Origin of the sequence: Aeromonas sp. 30P (genome assembly GCF_051919805.1) — a bacterium.
Lineage (GTDB): Bacteria > Pseudomonadota > Gammaproteobacteria > Enterobacterales > Aeromonadaceae > Aeromonas > Aeromonas veronii.
Map to the genome: position 1 here is coordinate 3,088,856 of NZ_JBQBEA010000001.1, position 14,438 is coordinate 3,103,293.

Genomic DNA, 14,438 nt, shown 5'->3' on the forward strand with positions numbered 1-14,438 from the left:
TCTGGCGATTCAGTGGGGTGTGTTCATGATCCAATCTATGTCAAACTTCGGCTTTACTTACTCGCTAGTTTACCCCAAGCCTCATGTTAAAACAGATTGATTGCTCATGTTAAAACAGATTGATGTCTATACCGACGGCTCCTGCCTCGGCAATCCGGGCCCGGGTGGTTACGGGGCCGTGATGGTCTACGGCAAGCACCGCAAAGAGATTTCCGCCGGATTCAAGTTGACCACCAATAACCGGATGGAGCTGATGGCCGCCATCATGGGGCTGCGCACCCTCAACGAACCGTGCAAGGTACGCCTCACCACCGACAGCCAGTATGTCCGCCAGGGGATCACCCAGTGGATCATCGGCTGGAAGAAGAAAGGGTGGATGACCGCCAACCGGCAACCGGTCAAGAACGTCGATCTCTGGAAGGAGCTGGATGCGGAAGTGGGTCGCCACCAGATTGAGTGGCTCTGGGTGAAGGGTCACTCCGGCCATCCGGAGAACGAACGGTGCGACGAGCTGGCCAGAGATGCAGCCTGTGGCAAGGATCTGGCCGAAGATACCGGCTACCAGCCCTGACGGGCCATTCCCGGTGTGGCGAGGGACTTTGGCAGCTGCCAGCGGCGCCGCACCGGGATCAGTGGAAAGCGCCGTTTACGGGCCGCAATCACGTATACCGATGCAAATGCCCTGCAATAATCCCGCCCGATACTCTCCCGCCACCAACTGTGCCAGCTCTGTTTACCCATAAACGAGTAACCGAAACGCTCGTCGAACATCACCTCACATCCCAGCAGATGCAGCCAGTCCGTCACCCGCCCCGGGGTGAACATCCGTGCCGACCAGGGCATTCTGCGCCGCAAGAACGGCACACAGTGACCGATCCCGACCAGACTCATGGGGTTATAGCCACTGATGATCAGCCAGCCATCGTCGGTCAACACTCTTTCGGCTTCGCGCAACACCTGATGAGGATCGGCAGAGAAATCGAGGCAGTGAGCCAGCAGGCAGGCATCGACGCTGCCGGTCCGTACCGGCAGATCGAGGGGATCGCCATACATGTCGAGCAGCCGCCCGCCGGGGGCGACCCCGATCTGGTGACGAATGGAGGAGCGTTTGCAGGAGAGTTCGGCGCTCAGAGCACCAATTTTCAGCAGATGATACCCAAACAGATTGGGACACCAGTTGTCGAGCCGATCCTGGATCTCGGCCGCCACCCAGTCCCCCATAGGCAATGCAGACCAGCTGGTCGGGATCTCGATTTGTTGTTCGGTACGTGCCACCTGCATAATAGGGCTCAACTCGGGGTTTCGAACGCCATCCTGTTATATAAGATACCCTCCCTAAAGAGAAGCAGACTCATGTATCCAGTGATCACAGTTCCAGCCTTTAATGACAACTACATCTGGTTGATCCGCCACGAAAATCACTGTCTGGTGGTCGATCCGGGCGATGCCGCCCCCGTGCTGGAGCGGCTCGAGGCATTGGAGTTGGTGCTCGATGCCATCCTGCTGACCCATCACCATCACGACCATGTCGGGGGCGTCACCGACCTGCTTGCCCACTTCCCCCACGCCCGGCTCTATGGCCCCAAACTTGACCCGATGCCGGATCACCACGGTCAGTGGCTGGAAGATGGCGATCAGATCAACTGGCACGGCCTCGCCCTCGAGGTGATCCATGTGCCCGGGCACACTCGCGGCCACATCGCCTACCACGGCAACGGCATGCTGTTTTGTGGCGATACCCTCTTCTCGGCCGGTTGTGGCCGCCTGTTTGAAGGGACGCCGGAGCAGATGTACCACTCGCTGCAACGACTCGCCGCCCTGCCCGATGAGACCCTCATTTATTGTGCCCACGAGTACACCCTCTCCAACCTGCGTTTTGCCTATGCGGTCGAGCCGGACAACCCGGCGATCCGCCGCCAGATCGGGCTGATCAGCAAACTGCGGCAACAAGGGCTGCCAAGCCTGCCAACCCGGCTGGGTGACGAACGCACTTTCAACATTTTTCTGCGATGCGAACAGGATTCAGTGAAATTTTCTGCTGAAAAGCATGGGCTAAAATGCGTGGAAAATCCGGTAGATACCTTCACCATCCTGCGTCAGTGGAAGGACGTTTTTTGAACAAACCTTGATCAGGGGGCCATTGCCCCTTATGATGCGAGCTGTTTTTCCTAAAAATGACCGGAACGAGATGAAGGTACGAACGGCCTTATTGGCAGCGCTGTTGCTCAGCGGCTGCCAAAACCTGAGCCATCAGGATGACCGGGCGCTAACGGCAATCGAGCCGATCAAGTCCCCCCAGGTCAAGAAAAAAGCGCATAAAAAACACTCTTCCCATTTCCTGTTTGGCGATGAACAGCTGGACGAAATGGAAGATACGGACAATCTGTGGGTGCGTATCAGCGATGATATGCAACTGGAAACTCCGGACAACCCGCGCATCCGCCAGCAACGTGAGTGGCTGTTGCGCAATGATAAGCATCTGGCGACCATTGCCAGCCGGGCTGAACCCTACCTCTATCTGATGGTAGAGGAGATTGAACGGCGTGAGCTGCCAATGGAGCTTATTACTGTCCCGATGATCGAGAGCATGTTTGATCCTCATGCCCGATCCCGCAGCAATGCCGTCGGACTCTGGCAGTTTGTGCCAGCGACAGGCAGAAACTTCGGTCTGCGCCACGACAACTGGTATGACGGACGGCGCGATGTGCTGGCCTCCACCAATGCGGCGCTCGACTATCTGGAGTACCTGAACCGCTTCTTTGACGGTGACTGGCTGCAGACGCTGGCCGCCTACAATGCCGGGGAAGGACGGGTGCGCAACGCCATACAGCGTAACCAGCGCGCAGGCAAACCGACCGACTACTGGTCGCTCGATCTGCCCCGCGAAACCCGGATGTATGTGCCCAAGATCCTCGCCATGGCTGACATGATCAGCAATGCGGACAAGTACAATATCCAGTTGCCGGTGCTCGCCAACGAGCCGAAGCTGCGAGTGGTGGAGACCGGCAGCCAGATCGATCTGAACGTGGCCGCCCAACTGGCAGGTCTGCGCACCTCACAGCTCAAGGAGGTCAATCCGGCCCTGAGCCGTGGTGTGATGTCACCCCGTGGCCCTTACCGCCTGCTGGTACCGGTAGAGTATGCCGATACCCTGGAGCTGGCACTGGCCGATCTGCCCAAGAGCGAGCGTATTCGTACCCGCTCCTATCAGGTCACCAGTGGCGATACCCTGTCGCGCATCGCCCAGAATCATGGCGTCAGCGTGAACGAGCTGAAGCTGGCCAACAATCTGCGCAGCAACAACCTGCGTCGCGGTCAGCAACTGGTGATCCCGACCCACGGTCAGGTCAGCAGCAAGGCCAGCTCCGCCAGCAAACCGCAACAGCTGGCAAGCCGTGGCAGCAGCCAGAAGGCCAAGGTCAGTTACAAGGTGCGCTCGGGTGACAACCTGTGGAGCATCAGCCAGGCACACGGCGTCTCCCACGAAGAGCTCGCCAAGTGGAATGGTCTGAATGCCAAGTCGGCGCTCAAGCCAGGCATGAAGCTGGTGGTCTATCCCAAGCAAGGGAAGAAGAGCGACAAATCGATGGTGTATCAGGTTCGCCGTGGCGACTCCATCTCCTCCATCGCGGCTCGCTTCCAGGTGGCCATCAACGATGTGATGCGCTGGAACCAGCTGGACAAAGGGGATTACCTCAAGCCCGGTCAGGAGCTGACCCTGTTTGTGAAGAACAACAGCTAAGCCTCACCGCTTGAACCCGATAAAAAACGGGGCCAGTCATCTGACTGGCCCCGTTTTTTATTACTGCGGCTAACCGCTGCTGTGTCTGAGCCGCCGACTAAAACAATGGCTTGACGCCACCTGCGGATGCATCACCGCTCTGCAGGCAAACTATCACCGCTATTCCCAGAGCCTTGTCGGCACCACCATCAGCACGGTGCGCTGACCGATCGCCACGTTGGCATTGGGGAAGACCACCGCCTCACGCGGCTTCTCGACGGTGTAACGCAGCTCACCATCCTCGGCCAGCACGAACCCTTGCGGAAATTCGGTGAAGTTGTCCACATCGCTGGCGAACAGGAAGCGAAAGTCCGCCGATTTTTTGGTGATCACCCGATCGATGGCAAACAGGGTGAAATCATCCGCCCGCCACGGCTCCAGCGCCACCTCATCCTGAGTGACCAGCTCCTGCAGCGCTTGGCGGGTTTCGATAAAGCGGGTCATATCGTTCTCGCCAAACGGGCGCACCTTGCCCAACTCCACCGTAAAGGCGTGGGCACCATGCTGGCGGGAGCTGTAGTAGCTGAAGGTCGTGGTCGGGCTGGCGGAGAGCAGAATAGTACGCACCCCGCAGGCGCCGAGGAACTGCACCTGCTCGCGGCAGTGGGGCCGCTCGTGGGGAAAGGGGTAGACGGCGAACTTCTCGTGGCGCGAACCGCGAATGGCGGTGTGCAGGTCGTAGTGGTAGCGGGGACGAGCCTGATCGGCAAAGAAGCGGCTCACATACTGCTCGAGGCGCATGGCGCGGATCCGCTCCCGATTGCAGAGCCCCTCCCCCTTGCTGTGTGCTCCGGAGAAGAGCCGGTTCATGTTCTCCTCCACCTCCCGCAGCCCCAGATTCATCGCCGCCGGATTGCCAAACATGAACAGCACCCGATGGCGGGCGCTCAGCTCGCCTGAGAGCAGACGACTCAGCAGCTGGTTGCAGATCTCGATGGGAGCGGTCTCGTTGCCGTGGATACCGCAGGAGAGGACGATATCCTTGCGCCCTCCCGGCTGGCCGCCCGCGCCACTGGCAGGCTCCAGACAGAGCACGCCCGTATCCCAGACGCTGACCCGCGCACCATCGGGCAGGGCAAATTCAAAGGGCTCAAGCTGCCACTCATGGCTGCGGGTCAAGGCCAAAAAATCGTGCTGGGGAATCATCAGTCTCACCCTCTCGCTCTGGAATACTATGGCCGGATTATACGCAAGGCATCGCGGCTTAAAATCATTTTTTAAACAAATTCAAACATTAACGATACAAGTGTGATAACAATCGAACGATGACAGCAATGACGGTAGCGATATGGAATAAATATGAAAGGAAAAAGGATCAATAAATAACGGGGAAAAACGGGGGGAGGATAAAACAGACAATGACAGACCTGGCGGCTGGTCCCCACAGGGGCAGAACAGCAAACGACTCAGCAGAAAAACAAGGCATCCATGCCAGGTAGATCAACCACGCCAGAACGGCTTGGTGGTCTCTTGATAACGGTCAGCTTCGTTCAGGCCGATGTCTTTGAGCAGGTACTCGGGCAGCTCGGAGAGCTGGCGACGGCTGCGGCTGCGCTCCAGCCAGGTCAGAACGGTCATTTTAACGCGAGCAACCAGATTCAATTGGCTGGAATGCTGGTAACCGGTTTCGGTATAAGTCATGTTGGCCATGATGTGGCTCCTCTGAATATTTGTTTACGCACTGGGCTTTATTTGATGCGCAAAGCTTAGTCAGGGAGTCAGACCGACTCAATTGACGAATTTTGATACGTTACATTAGTAAATCTAATGTCTAAAAACGGCAGGATTTAATTTTAACGCTTTGATTTTAAACAAAAAATTATTTTAACAGTTGGCCAGCAGAGTCGCACAGCATATTGTGCTGCATGGCACCCATCTATATATGCATTTTACTGCTTTACATATGCAGGGATGGACAAGGTGTGAACAGCTGGCAACAGCGGAGTTACACGAAATTGTTAATTTAATGATCTTGTGACGATCTTTATTTAACACAATGAAACATAAATAAAACCAGCACCGCATCCCCATTCTGAGGCGCACATTGCCCCCTACTCAAAGTGCCTCTTGGCACTCTAACAGCATGCTGGTATGTTTATTTATACAGTAGTTTTGCTACCCGCAGCGATGTCATACCTGATGTCGTCAACAGCGGGTCAGACCACAGGATCATCGATGGATACCTTTACCCCGACCGCCGCCCTGCGTCAACAGATGGCCGCCATTGAAGCCTCTCTCAACCAGCTGGCCGATCTGCTTGGCCAACTCGAGCTGCAGGAGGCTCATGTCTATCCTCTCCCCCCGGTTGCACAGGGGGAAGAGCACGACCCGATCGAGCAAATTGAGGTGGGCTATCTCAACGGTGAAGCCGCGCTGGCGGCCACCCTCGCCGCCTATCGGGACCACAGCGCCCGTCCCGGCTGCTCCACCAAGGCGACTCATCGGCTGCCCGGCTGGTTGCGCTTTCCTGCCGCCGCAGCCCCCTTGCTGCAACCGCTGATCGACCAAATCAACCAGCACAAGCTCGATTTCAAGGCGCTGGTGCAGCAGGCGGGGGACGGGACGAGAAGTTCGAGCTGGTACATACCGCCCTGCCCGGGGTGATCACCCTGCAGGTCTACCGCAAACTGACCCTGCTGGCGGGAGAGCTGCAATCCCTTGGCTTTACCTGGGCTGACAAGCAGACCATCAATCGCCTCAGTCGCGAGCAGGTGCTTGAGATGCTGGAGCGCAGCCGCCGCTACATACCGGCCCTCTCCAACAACGAGGAGTGGAGCAAGATGGTGGATCAGGAGGTGTACGACATTCGCCGTCTGCCGGCCGATGCAGAGCTGCGGATCCGCCGCCCGGTCAAGACCCACCCGATGATCAATCTGCTCTGGCTGGAGCGCACCCCGCGCAAGCAGCAGATCAAGGCGAGCCTGCCTCTGCTGCTCTGCTCGGATACCCCGCCTGCAGTCACCCATCTGGGCAACTATCCCCCCAAGAGCCGACAGGCGCGGCGGGATCGCAAGATTGGCGGCGAACCCATCATCGAACGGCTGCACCTCTATCTCTATCAGGGATGACTGGATCAGGGATAGCTGGTCCGGGATAACTGCGCCGCCTTGTCGCGATAAACGAGTATCCCGCATCTGCGTCCCAAACGAGAAAAGGGAGAACATCTCTGGATGCTCTCCCCTTTTCTGTCTCGATAGGCGGTATGAAAGGTGGCGTCGCCAATCAGCCCATCAGCAGGGCCCGCAGGCTCTCCACATCCAGCCCGCGCACCTCGGACTGGCCACTCAGCAGGCCATCGGCCAGCGCCCGCTTCTCGTCGTGCAGAGCGACGATCTTCTCCTCCACCGTCTGCTCGCACACCAGCCGGTACACTGTCACCGGCTGGGTCTGGCCCATCCGGTGCGCCCGATCGCTCGCCTGATCTTCCACCGCCGGGTTCCACCAGGGATCGAGGTGCAGCACGGTATCGGCCTGGGTGAGGTTGAGGCCGGTCCCCCCCGCCTTGAGGCTGATGAGGAACAGCGGCACCTCCTCATGACGAAAACGCAGGATGGAGTCCTGACGGGACTTGGCGGAGCAGCCCCCATCCAGATAGCAGTAGTCCCAGGACTTCTGCTCGATGCGGGCCCGCAGCAGGCTCAGCAGATCGACAAACTGGCTGAACACCAGCACCCGATGACCACCGTCGATCGCCTCTTCCAGCAGGGCCATCGCCTCGTCCAGCTTGCTGCTGGTTTGCGACCACTCGGGCATCACCAGCTCCGGTGAGCAGCAGAGACGGCGCAGCCGGGTCAGGCCACTCAGCACATGCATCAGGGCGCGACCATCGGCGCTTTGCACCTGCTGCACCACTTCCCGCCGGGTCGCCTCGTAGAGCTGGCGCTCTTCGGGGGAGAGGCTGATGTGGTGAATGATCTCGGTCTTGTCCGGCAGCTCGGTCAGCACCTGCTGCTTGAGACGACGCAGGATAAAGGGGCTGATCACCGCCCGCAGCAGCGCCATGTGCTGGGGATCCTTGACCGCCTTGCCAAAGCGACGCTTGAACTCGCCAAGGCTGCCGAGCAGCCCCGGGTTGATAAAGGTAAAGAGGCTCCACAGCTCCCCCAGATGGTTCTCGATAGGAGTGCCGGAGAGGGCGAGGCGAAAATCGCCGTCGAGCTGGAACAACAGCTTGGCGCGCTGGGTACCGGCGTTTTTGATCTGCTGCGCCTCATCGAGCACCATGCTGGACCATCGGCGGGACTTGAGCGCCTCCGCCAGGCTGCCAAGCATGCCGTAGTTGATGAGGATCACCTGACCGGCCTTGGCCTCGCGAATCATCCCCTCCCGCTCGGCCGGGTTCTCGAACACAACCACATCCAGTTCGGGGGCGAAACGGGTCACCTCCTCCTGCCAGTTGGTGACCACTGACTTGGGCACCACCACCAGCGCTGGGCCAAGATGCTGGCGCATCCGCAACACGATAAGCGCCTGCAACGTCTTGCCCAGACCCATGTCATCGGCCAGACAGGCACCAAAACCGTGATGGGCCAGGGTCGCCATCCAGCGCACCCCCTCTTTCTGATAGTCCCGCAGGGAGGTAAGCAGCTCGTCCGGGCACTCGACCTCCTGCTGCCACTCCTGCTGCAGGGATTGCCACGCCGCATCCCCTTCGGTGGTAATGACCGAGAGCAGGCGAGTGAGCGGATAGGCCAGTTTGTTGTTGATTCGCTGCTCTTCATCGAGCATGGCCCCCAGCATGGTGAGCCGCTCCACCAGCTTGTCGCTCAGCATCAGGCTGGTCTTCTCGTCGAGCTGAACGGTGCGCTGCCCCGGGGTCATCTGGCGCAAAATCAGGCGCAGATCGAGGATCTGGTGCTCATCGAGCGCCAGTGCCCCTTCGACCTGGAACCAGTCCTGCCGCCGCTCGATGCGCAGGCTCAGAGCCGCTTCATCGAGGCTCTTGAGGCGAGCGCTGTCCTGATGCCAGTGAATGACCACGCCGGCATCCACCAGCTCGGGCAGGGCATTGACCAGCGCCAGCGCCTGTTCCCCCTGTAGCAGCCACTCGCTGCCGGGCAGGCCGATGGGCAATTGATTGCGCAGCAACTGGGCCTGCCCCTTCTCGGCCGCGAGATCCCGCTGCCAGTAGTGGTACGCCTTGATCCCCTGCCGCACGATCGCCTCCCCCTTGCCAAGGGGCTGGGGCGGCAGATCCTCAAAGCGGGTCACCAGCTTGACCGACAGCTGACCATCCTGCCAATCCAGTTGCACCGAAGGAATGCCCGGCCAGGGAGCCAGTTCGGCGTTGCCGCTAAGCCCCGCAACCTGACTGTGCCAGGGCAGCTCGGGAATGGCGTCCAGGGTGCGTTGCAGCTCGGCCAGCCCCTCGGCGGGCAGCAGCGGGATGGATTCGAGCGCTGGCAAGCGGTCGAGCAGCGGCTGCGGGGTGAGGATGAGCTGCCACAGATCCTGCGCCAGCGGCATGATATGGGCCCCGCGGGCGGCCGCATCGGGGCAGAGCTGCGCGCTCATCCCCTGCTCGGTGGCCACCACCTGCAGCAGGGGGGCGCTGATGGCCAGTTGCAGCTTCTGCCCCTTGGCGTTGAACAAACGGGGGTGATCGGCCAGCGGCGCCCAGACATCCCGCGGCAGTCGTCCCATCACCCGTGGCAGGGTGCGAACCAGTGCCCAGTCGTGCTCATCGAGCATGGCGGCATACTGGGTAGAGAGCAGGGCCGGATCGACCCGGCGACCGGCGGTCCACTCCCCCTTGGTGCTCAGTTTCTGGATCTTGCACTCCAGCTCGGGGCCATCGGCATGGAGCAGCCACACCAACCGCTCCTGCGGCTTGCGTACGCCACTGGCGCGTCCCAGCCCCTGCAACCAGTTGAGCCAGCTGGCAGAGGCCGCGGTTTTATCCTCGTCCCCGTCATCATCCTGCTCGTCACTGCCCTCTTGCGCACTCTCCTCACTGCCGCGCAGCTGGCACAAGGGCGCCCCTTTGGCCGCCTCGCCCAACAAGATACGCAGCAGATCCTGACAAAATGCCATCAGGCGATGATGGGGTTCGGCATCGAGCAAATGGGTGAGATCCCACTTGTGCAGCATGGCCACCTGCGGACTCTGGGCACCGTGACGGGCCAGCGCGCAGAGATCGAGCCAGAGGTAGCCCCAGTGGAGCTCCTCCACCGGCAGCTGCAGGGTATCGAACAGGCCGACCGCCTGACCGTGGCGATCGCCCGCCCACTGGCTGAGCAGGTCGGCAAGCAGGGGGAACTGGCCAGTCAGACTGCGCTGCCACTTCTTGCGCTGTTCGCTGGCGATGACGGGATCGGCCTGCTGCAACCAGCCAAGCCAGAGCAGGGCGCTGAATGAACGGGGCCACTGGCCCGCTTCACCCTCATCGGTTCCCTGCCACTGGCCCAGCGCGGTGAGCAGTCGCTCGCCAAGCGGGCCGCTCTGGCTCTGCTGGGCCAGCGCCTGCAGGGCTGGCCAGCCGGGGGCGGCATCCTTGTCCTCGCCGGTTGGCGATGTGCTCTCGCCATCCCCGCAGAGCCAGCGCCACTCCGCCTCGAACGCTTTGGCCCGTGCCTGCACCTCGGGGGCGCAGCGCACCAGCGCATTGGCCAGCGGCCAGCGCTCTTCATAGGGGGCATCGAGCAAGAGTTGCAGCGAGAAGTGCTCCAGCAACATTTGCTGCCAGGCGGGGCTGGAGCCCGCCAGCAACTGGTGAGCGTCCGGGGTATCGAGCAGGGTCAGCAGATCGCTGGCCGAGAAATAGGTCGGGATCTCCCCCGCCTTGCCGCGGCAGAGCTCGCGCACCACCGCATGGGTAAGATCCTGCCCGGTCAATGAGGGCACCCGGCTCCAGTCCGGCGCCGGGCAGAGACCGGCACGCACCCCCAGGATCAGCGCCAGCGTTCCCTCGGCGGTCAGGCTCCACTGCTGCTCCCCGCGCAATCTGACCAGCCCCGCATCCTGCAGTCGGGTCAGTTTATCGATCAGGGCATGGCCTATCGCCAGTTGTTCTTGCAGCAAACGGGTACTGGCAACGCGCTGCAATTGCAGGGTGGCGAGCAGGGCATAACTATCCGAAGAGAGGGTGGACGCAGACATCAAGACTCACGGGCAAGTGCAAAAGCGGAATTTTAACGGTAAAGCGCCAGCGGCTCGACCCTTTACCGTGAAATAACTCAAAAAAAAACGGCCATCCATGATGACCGTCGAAAGTAACGAAGGAAATAGCCGGATCATCCGGTTACCTCCCACAGCGGGAAAATCGGGAGCGCTAGCCCCTAATTCGTGGAGCCAATGCTAGAGGTTGGCGCCCGAAAAAGCTTTGAAGCGGATCACAGTTGAAAAGGATTTCTGAAAACGGTTTCAATTTTTAGCGGCAAAAGACCATGATTTCGCGCCAAATGAGCCATGTCCAAACCCCTCCTGCTCACCCGGCACAAGCGGTAGAAAACCCTATAACGGTCGCTTGTCGAACGCCCCTGTGCGGGCAGCTGTATAGCTTCATCAGAACCTGCCGCCCGCAGGCTAGGTTTCAGGGCCACCGGACATGGCCGAGATGGGCCAGGAGAGCACGAATCGGCTCCCTCCCCGTCCGGTCGATTGGCAAACCGCGCTGCCGCCGTGCGCCTCTGCAATCGCCTTGACCACGGCGAGTCCGAGTCCGCTGCCGCCGCTCTTGCGCGAGCGTGACGGATCTCCGCGACGAAACGCATCGAAGATACAGACGGCGATCTCCTCGCTGATGCCTGGCCCCTCATCTTCCACACTCAGGACGCACACACTCTCCGAGCGATGCAGCCGCACGGTCAGCAGGCCCGGCAGCGCGTGCTTCTGGACATTTTCCAACAGAGCCATCAGAGCCTGACGGATACGAAACAGATCGCAGCAAACATGAAGTTCGCTATCCAGCTCCCGCTGCAACACAAATCCGCTCGCCGCCAGAGGGCTGGCAAATGCCTCAAGCACCACGGCAAGCTCGTCGGCCAGCCTGACCTCGGTCCGCTGCAACTCCAGATGGCCGCTGTCGTTGAGGCTCAATACCCGCAAATCCTCGATCAGGTGATTGAGCCCCTCCACCTGACGCAGCAACCCCTCGAAGAGTTCGCTGCTGGGAGGAAATACCCCTTCGGCCAGCCCCTGCAAACGGCCGCGCAAAATGGTGACGGGAGTACGCAACTCGTGGGCGATGGCGGCATTCCAGAACTCCCGCTCGCGGGTCATGCTCTGCAGCCGCTCGGCCATGGCGTTGAAGTCGCGCACCAGTTGCGCCGTCTCCCCGATCGCCTGCTCATCCTCCGGCACGCGGGCATCGAGTTTGCCCTCGGCCACCTCGCGCAGGCTGGTTGCCACCGAGTTGAGGGGTGTCAGGATGCGGCGAGAGAGGCGCACCGCCACGTACAGCGCCATCCCCAATGCAATGAGAATGGTGGAGCCGATCCATAACATCTCGACTCTGGAGGGCACCCAGGTCTCGGAGATGCTGCCCGGCACAAACGCCACGGCGATGCCATAAAACACATAGGTGCCGATCACCGCGAGGGAGATGATGCCAAGCGTCATCAAGCCCAGAGAGCGGATGATCTGCCTGCGAAGGCCGGGCGCCGATTTCATGCATCGCCCCCGAAGCGATAGCCAACCCCCCAGACACTGGCGGGGACCCCCTGAATGCCGTGTGTCTCCAGTTTTTTGCGCAACTTGCTGATGTGGCTATCCACCGTACGCTCCTGGGTATCCCCCTCCGGCAAGCAGTGAGTCAGCAGTTCGGCGCGACTGAACGCCCGTTTCGGCGCCCGCATCAAAGAGGCGAGCAACTTGAACTCGGTCAGGGTCAGCTCCAGCACCTGCTGCTGGTCATCGCGGAAAATGCTGGCCTCGTGGCTCTCCAGATCGATCTGAAACTGACCGACCCGCAACACGTTCGCCGTGGCAGGCTTTACGGCCCGGGTGCGCCTGAGCACGGCCTGCACTCGCGCCACCACTTCGGCCGGATTGAAGGGTTTGACCACATAGTCATCCGCCCCCATGCGCAGCCCCATCAGCTTGTCGAGATCCTGATCGAGGGCGGTCAGCATGATCACCGGCGTATCGCCGCGCGCCCGGATCTCGCTGAGCACCTGCCAGCCATCCAGTTGCGGCATCTGCACATCCAGCAGCAGGAGATCGGGTTTGAATGCCTGATGCATGGCCAGCGCTTCACGGCCATCGGCGGCGTGCAGGGAGCGCAAGCCATGACGTTGCAGGTAAGCGGCGAGGATGTCGGCGATCTCGGCTTCATCCTCTGCAATCAGTACCAGTGACTGGCCCGCCGGGCTGGCGGGAGCATTGAGATGGGACATAGTCGGACTCGAAAAAAGGTGGCGTTGAACTTTATCATCGCCTCCATGGATTCTCCACAAAGCCTCGAATCATTCGCAATAGCCCCTCGCCATAATGGCCGCTCGATGCACTCTCCGGTCACATCACACCGGAGAGACGGTTTAACGAGGTGAGTGGATGATGTTTGTCAAACAGCGGTATGCGGGCGCCCTGCTCGCCGTCATTGCCGCATTCGGGTTGGCGGGTTGCGATGTCGCGCCGCAAGAGCAGGAGGCCCCCGCCCTGCCTCAGGTGTCGGTGCTGACTCTGACTGGTCGGGAGCTTGTCATCAGCGAGGATCTGCCCGCCCGGGTGGCGGCACTGCGCAGCGCTGACATTCGCGCCCAGATCAGCGGCATCGTACAGCGCCGCCTGTTCGAGCAGGGCGCCGAGATCAGCGCAGGTACCGTGCTGTTCCAGATAAACCCGGCCCCCTTCAAGGCCGATGTCGACAGCGCTGCCGCCGCATTGCAACGGGCCGAGGCCGTGCTGGCCCGCGCCCGCATCCAGATTGAGCGCCTGAAGCCGCTGCTGCGCACCGACGCCATCAGCCGCCAGACCTATGACGATGCGATCTCCCAGCGGGATCAGGCGGCCGCCGATGTGGCCCAGGCCAGGGCGACTCTGGCCCGGCACCAACTGAACCTGCAATTTGCCAGCGTGGAGGCCCCCATCGCCGGACGTATCGATCAGGCGCTGGTGAGTGAAGGGGCCCTGGTGTCCCCCACCGATACCACTCCCATGGCCCGGATCCAGCAGATTGATCAGGTCTACGTCGATGTGCGCCAACCTGCCTCGGCGCTGGAATCCCTGCGCCAACAGGCTGGCTCAACGGCAACGGCACCGGAACTGGCAGTGGAGATCCTCGGCAGCAATGGCACACCACTGGGCATGCAGGGGCACATCCTCTTCTCCGGTATCGAGGTCGATGCCGGAACCGGCGACGTGCTGCTGCGGGTGCTGGTGGACAATCCCGAGAGGCGGCTGTTGCCCGGTCTCTACGTGCAGGCGCGCATTCCCCGGGCCCGCTATGCCAACGCCCTGACCGTGCCCCAGCAAGCGGTAGTTCGCACCTCGGGTCAGACCAGCGTGTGGGTGGTGGATGGCCAGAGGCAGGCACAGCTGGTTCCGGTCAACACCGCTGAACTGGTGAATAGCCAGTACCGCATCGCGTCCGGGCTCAGTGCCGGGCAACAAGTGGTGATCGAAGGGATCGACCGTCTGACCCCGGGGGTTCAGGTCATTGCCTCCCTCTGGCAACCACCCGCCGTCAGCCAACCGGCTGACAGCGGCATTCGCTGAA

General features: G+C 60.9%; 10 protein-coding genes and 1 pseudogene. 5 read left to right on the forward strand and 6 right to left on the reverse strand.

Features of this window, described 5'->3' with window-relative positions; translation table 11 throughout:
• The first annotated feature begins 106 nt into the window (after positions 1 to 106).
• Positions 107 to 571 (forward strand): ribonuclease HI, encoded by a 465-nt coding sequence (rnhA, locus tag ACTG2B_RS14260; protein WP_005337815.1) that lies wholly within the window; start codon positions 107 to 109, stop codon positions 569 to 571.
• On the opposite strand, the gene ACTG2B_RS14265 is transcribed toward rnhA, so the two are convergent.
• Positions 559 to 1,281, reverse strand: coding sequence for a methyltransferase domain-containing protein (locus tag ACTG2B_RS14265; protein ID WP_005361718.1), 723 nt, complete (start codon positions 1,279 to 1,281; stop codon positions 559 to 561). The genes rnhA and ACTG2B_RS14265 overlap by 13 nt on opposite strands.
• Positions 1,282 to 1,353: 72 nt before the next feature.
• Here ACTG2B_RS14265 and gloB point away from each other — a divergent pair, with 72 nt between their 5' ends.
• Entirely contained in the window at positions 1,354 to 2,118 is a 765-nt protein-coding gene (gloB, locus tag ACTG2B_RS14270) for a hydroxyacylglutathione hydrolase (RefSeq protein ID WP_257686648.1), read from the forward strand.
• Positions 2,119 to 2,188: 70 nt separating this feature from the next.
• On the forward strand, positions 2,189 to 3,742 hold the full coding sequence (locus ACTG2B_RS14275; protein WP_005361719.1) for a lytic transglycosylase: 1,554 nt from the start codon (positions 2,189 to 2,191) through the stop codon (positions 3,740 to 3,742).
• Positions 3,743 to 3,901: 159 nt separating this feature from the next.
• Here the strand turns inward: ACTG2B_RS14275 and astE are convergent, their stop codons facing one another.
• Together astE and ACTG2B_RS14285 are read right to left on the reverse strand one after the other, a co-directional pair.
• Positions 3,902 to 4,927, reverse strand: coding sequence for a succinylglutamate desuccinylase (astE, locus tag ACTG2B_RS14280; protein ID WP_439996175.1), 1,026 nt, complete (start codon positions 4,925 to 4,927; stop codon positions 3,902 to 3,904).
• Between the two features lie 294 nt (positions 4,928 to 5,221).
• Positions 5,222 to 5,431: a DUF1127 domain-containing protein gene (locus ACTG2B_RS14285; RefSeq protein WP_005337823.1), complete on the reverse strand. Its 210-nt coding sequence runs from the start codon at positions 5,429 to 5,431 to the stop codon at positions 5,222 to 5,224.
• A gap of 525 nt (positions 5,432 to 5,956) precedes the next feature.
• Between ACTG2B_RS14285 and ACTG2B_RS14290 the strand changes: the two are divergent.
• Positions 5,957 to 6,849 (forward strand): annotated as a pseudogene (locus ACTG2B_RS14290) (DNA replication terminus site-binding protein).
• Positions 6,850 to 7,003: 154 nt separating this feature from the next.
• Here ACTG2B_RS14290 and ACTG2B_RS14295 read toward each other — a convergent pair.
• The 3 genes from ACTG2B_RS14295 to ACTG2B_RS14305 form a co-directional block, all read right to left on the reverse strand.
• Positions 7,004 to 10,879, reverse strand: coding sequence for an SNF2-related protein (locus tag ACTG2B_RS14295; RefSeq protein WP_439996177.1), 3,876 nt, complete (start codon positions 10,877 to 10,879; stop codon positions 7,004 to 7,006).
• Positions 10,880 to 11,305: 426 nt separating this feature from the next.
• Positions 11,306 to 12,391: an ATP-binding protein gene (locus ACTG2B_RS14300; RefSeq protein WP_439996179.1), complete on the reverse strand. Its 1,086-nt coding sequence runs from the start codon at positions 12,389 to 12,391 to the stop codon at positions 11,306 to 11,308.
• On the reverse strand, positions 12,388 to 13,116 hold the full coding sequence (locus ACTG2B_RS14305; protein WP_058055860.1) for a response regulator: 729 nt from the start codon (positions 13,114 to 13,116) through the stop codon (positions 12,388 to 12,390). Before ACTG2B_RS14305 ends, ACTG2B_RS14300 begins: the two co-directional genes overlap by 4 nt.
• A gap of 157 nt (positions 13,117 to 13,273) precedes the next feature.
• On the opposite strand from ACTG2B_RS14305, the gene ACTG2B_RS14310 reads away from it, so the two are divergent.
• Positions 13,274 to 14,437, forward strand: coding sequence for an efflux RND transporter periplasmic adaptor subunit (locus tag ACTG2B_RS14310; protein WP_439996181.1), 1,164 nt, complete (start codon positions 13,274 to 13,276; stop codon positions 14,435 to 14,437).
• The last annotated feature ends 1 nt before the right edge of the window (position 14,438 follow it).

Coding starts and splice junctions, on each gene's coding strand:
- rnhA (WP_005337815.1), top strand. CDS start 107: ATGTTAAAACAGATTGATGTCTATACCGACGGCTCCTGCCTCGGCAAT.
- ACTG2B_RS14265 (WP_005361718.1), bottom strand. CDS start 1,281: ATGCAGGTGGCACGTACCGAACAACAAATCGAGATCCCGACCAGCTGG.
- gloB (WP_257686648.1), top strand. CDS start 1,354: ATGTATCCAGTGATCACAGTTCCAGCCTTTAATGACAACTACATCTGG.
- ACTG2B_RS14275 (WP_005361719.1), top strand. CDS start 2,189: ATGAAGGTACGAACGGCCTTATTGGCAGCGCTGTTGCTCAGCGGCTGC.
- astE (WP_439996175.1), bottom strand. CDS start 4,927: ATGATTCCCCAGCACGATTTTTTGGCCTTGACCCGCAGCCATGAGTGG.
- ACTG2B_RS14285 (WP_005337823.1), bottom strand. CDS start 5,431: ATGGCCAACATGACTTATACCGAAACCGGTTACCAGCATTCCAGCCAA.
- ACTG2B_RS14295 (WP_439996177.1), bottom strand. CDS start 10,879: ATGTCTGCGTCCACCCTCTCTTCGGATAGTTATGCCCTGCTCGCCACC.
- ACTG2B_RS14300 (WP_439996179.1), bottom strand. CDS start 12,391: ATGAAATCGGCGCCCGGCCTTCGCAGGCAGATCATCCGCTCTCTGGGC.
- ACTG2B_RS14305 (WP_058055860.1), bottom strand. CDS start 13,116: ATGTCCCATCTCAATGCTCCCGCCAGCCCGGCGGGCCAGTCACTGGTA.
- ACTG2B_RS14310 (WP_439996181.1), top strand. CDS start 13,274: ATGATGTTTGTCAAACAGCGGTATGCGGGCGCCCTGCTCGCCGTCATT.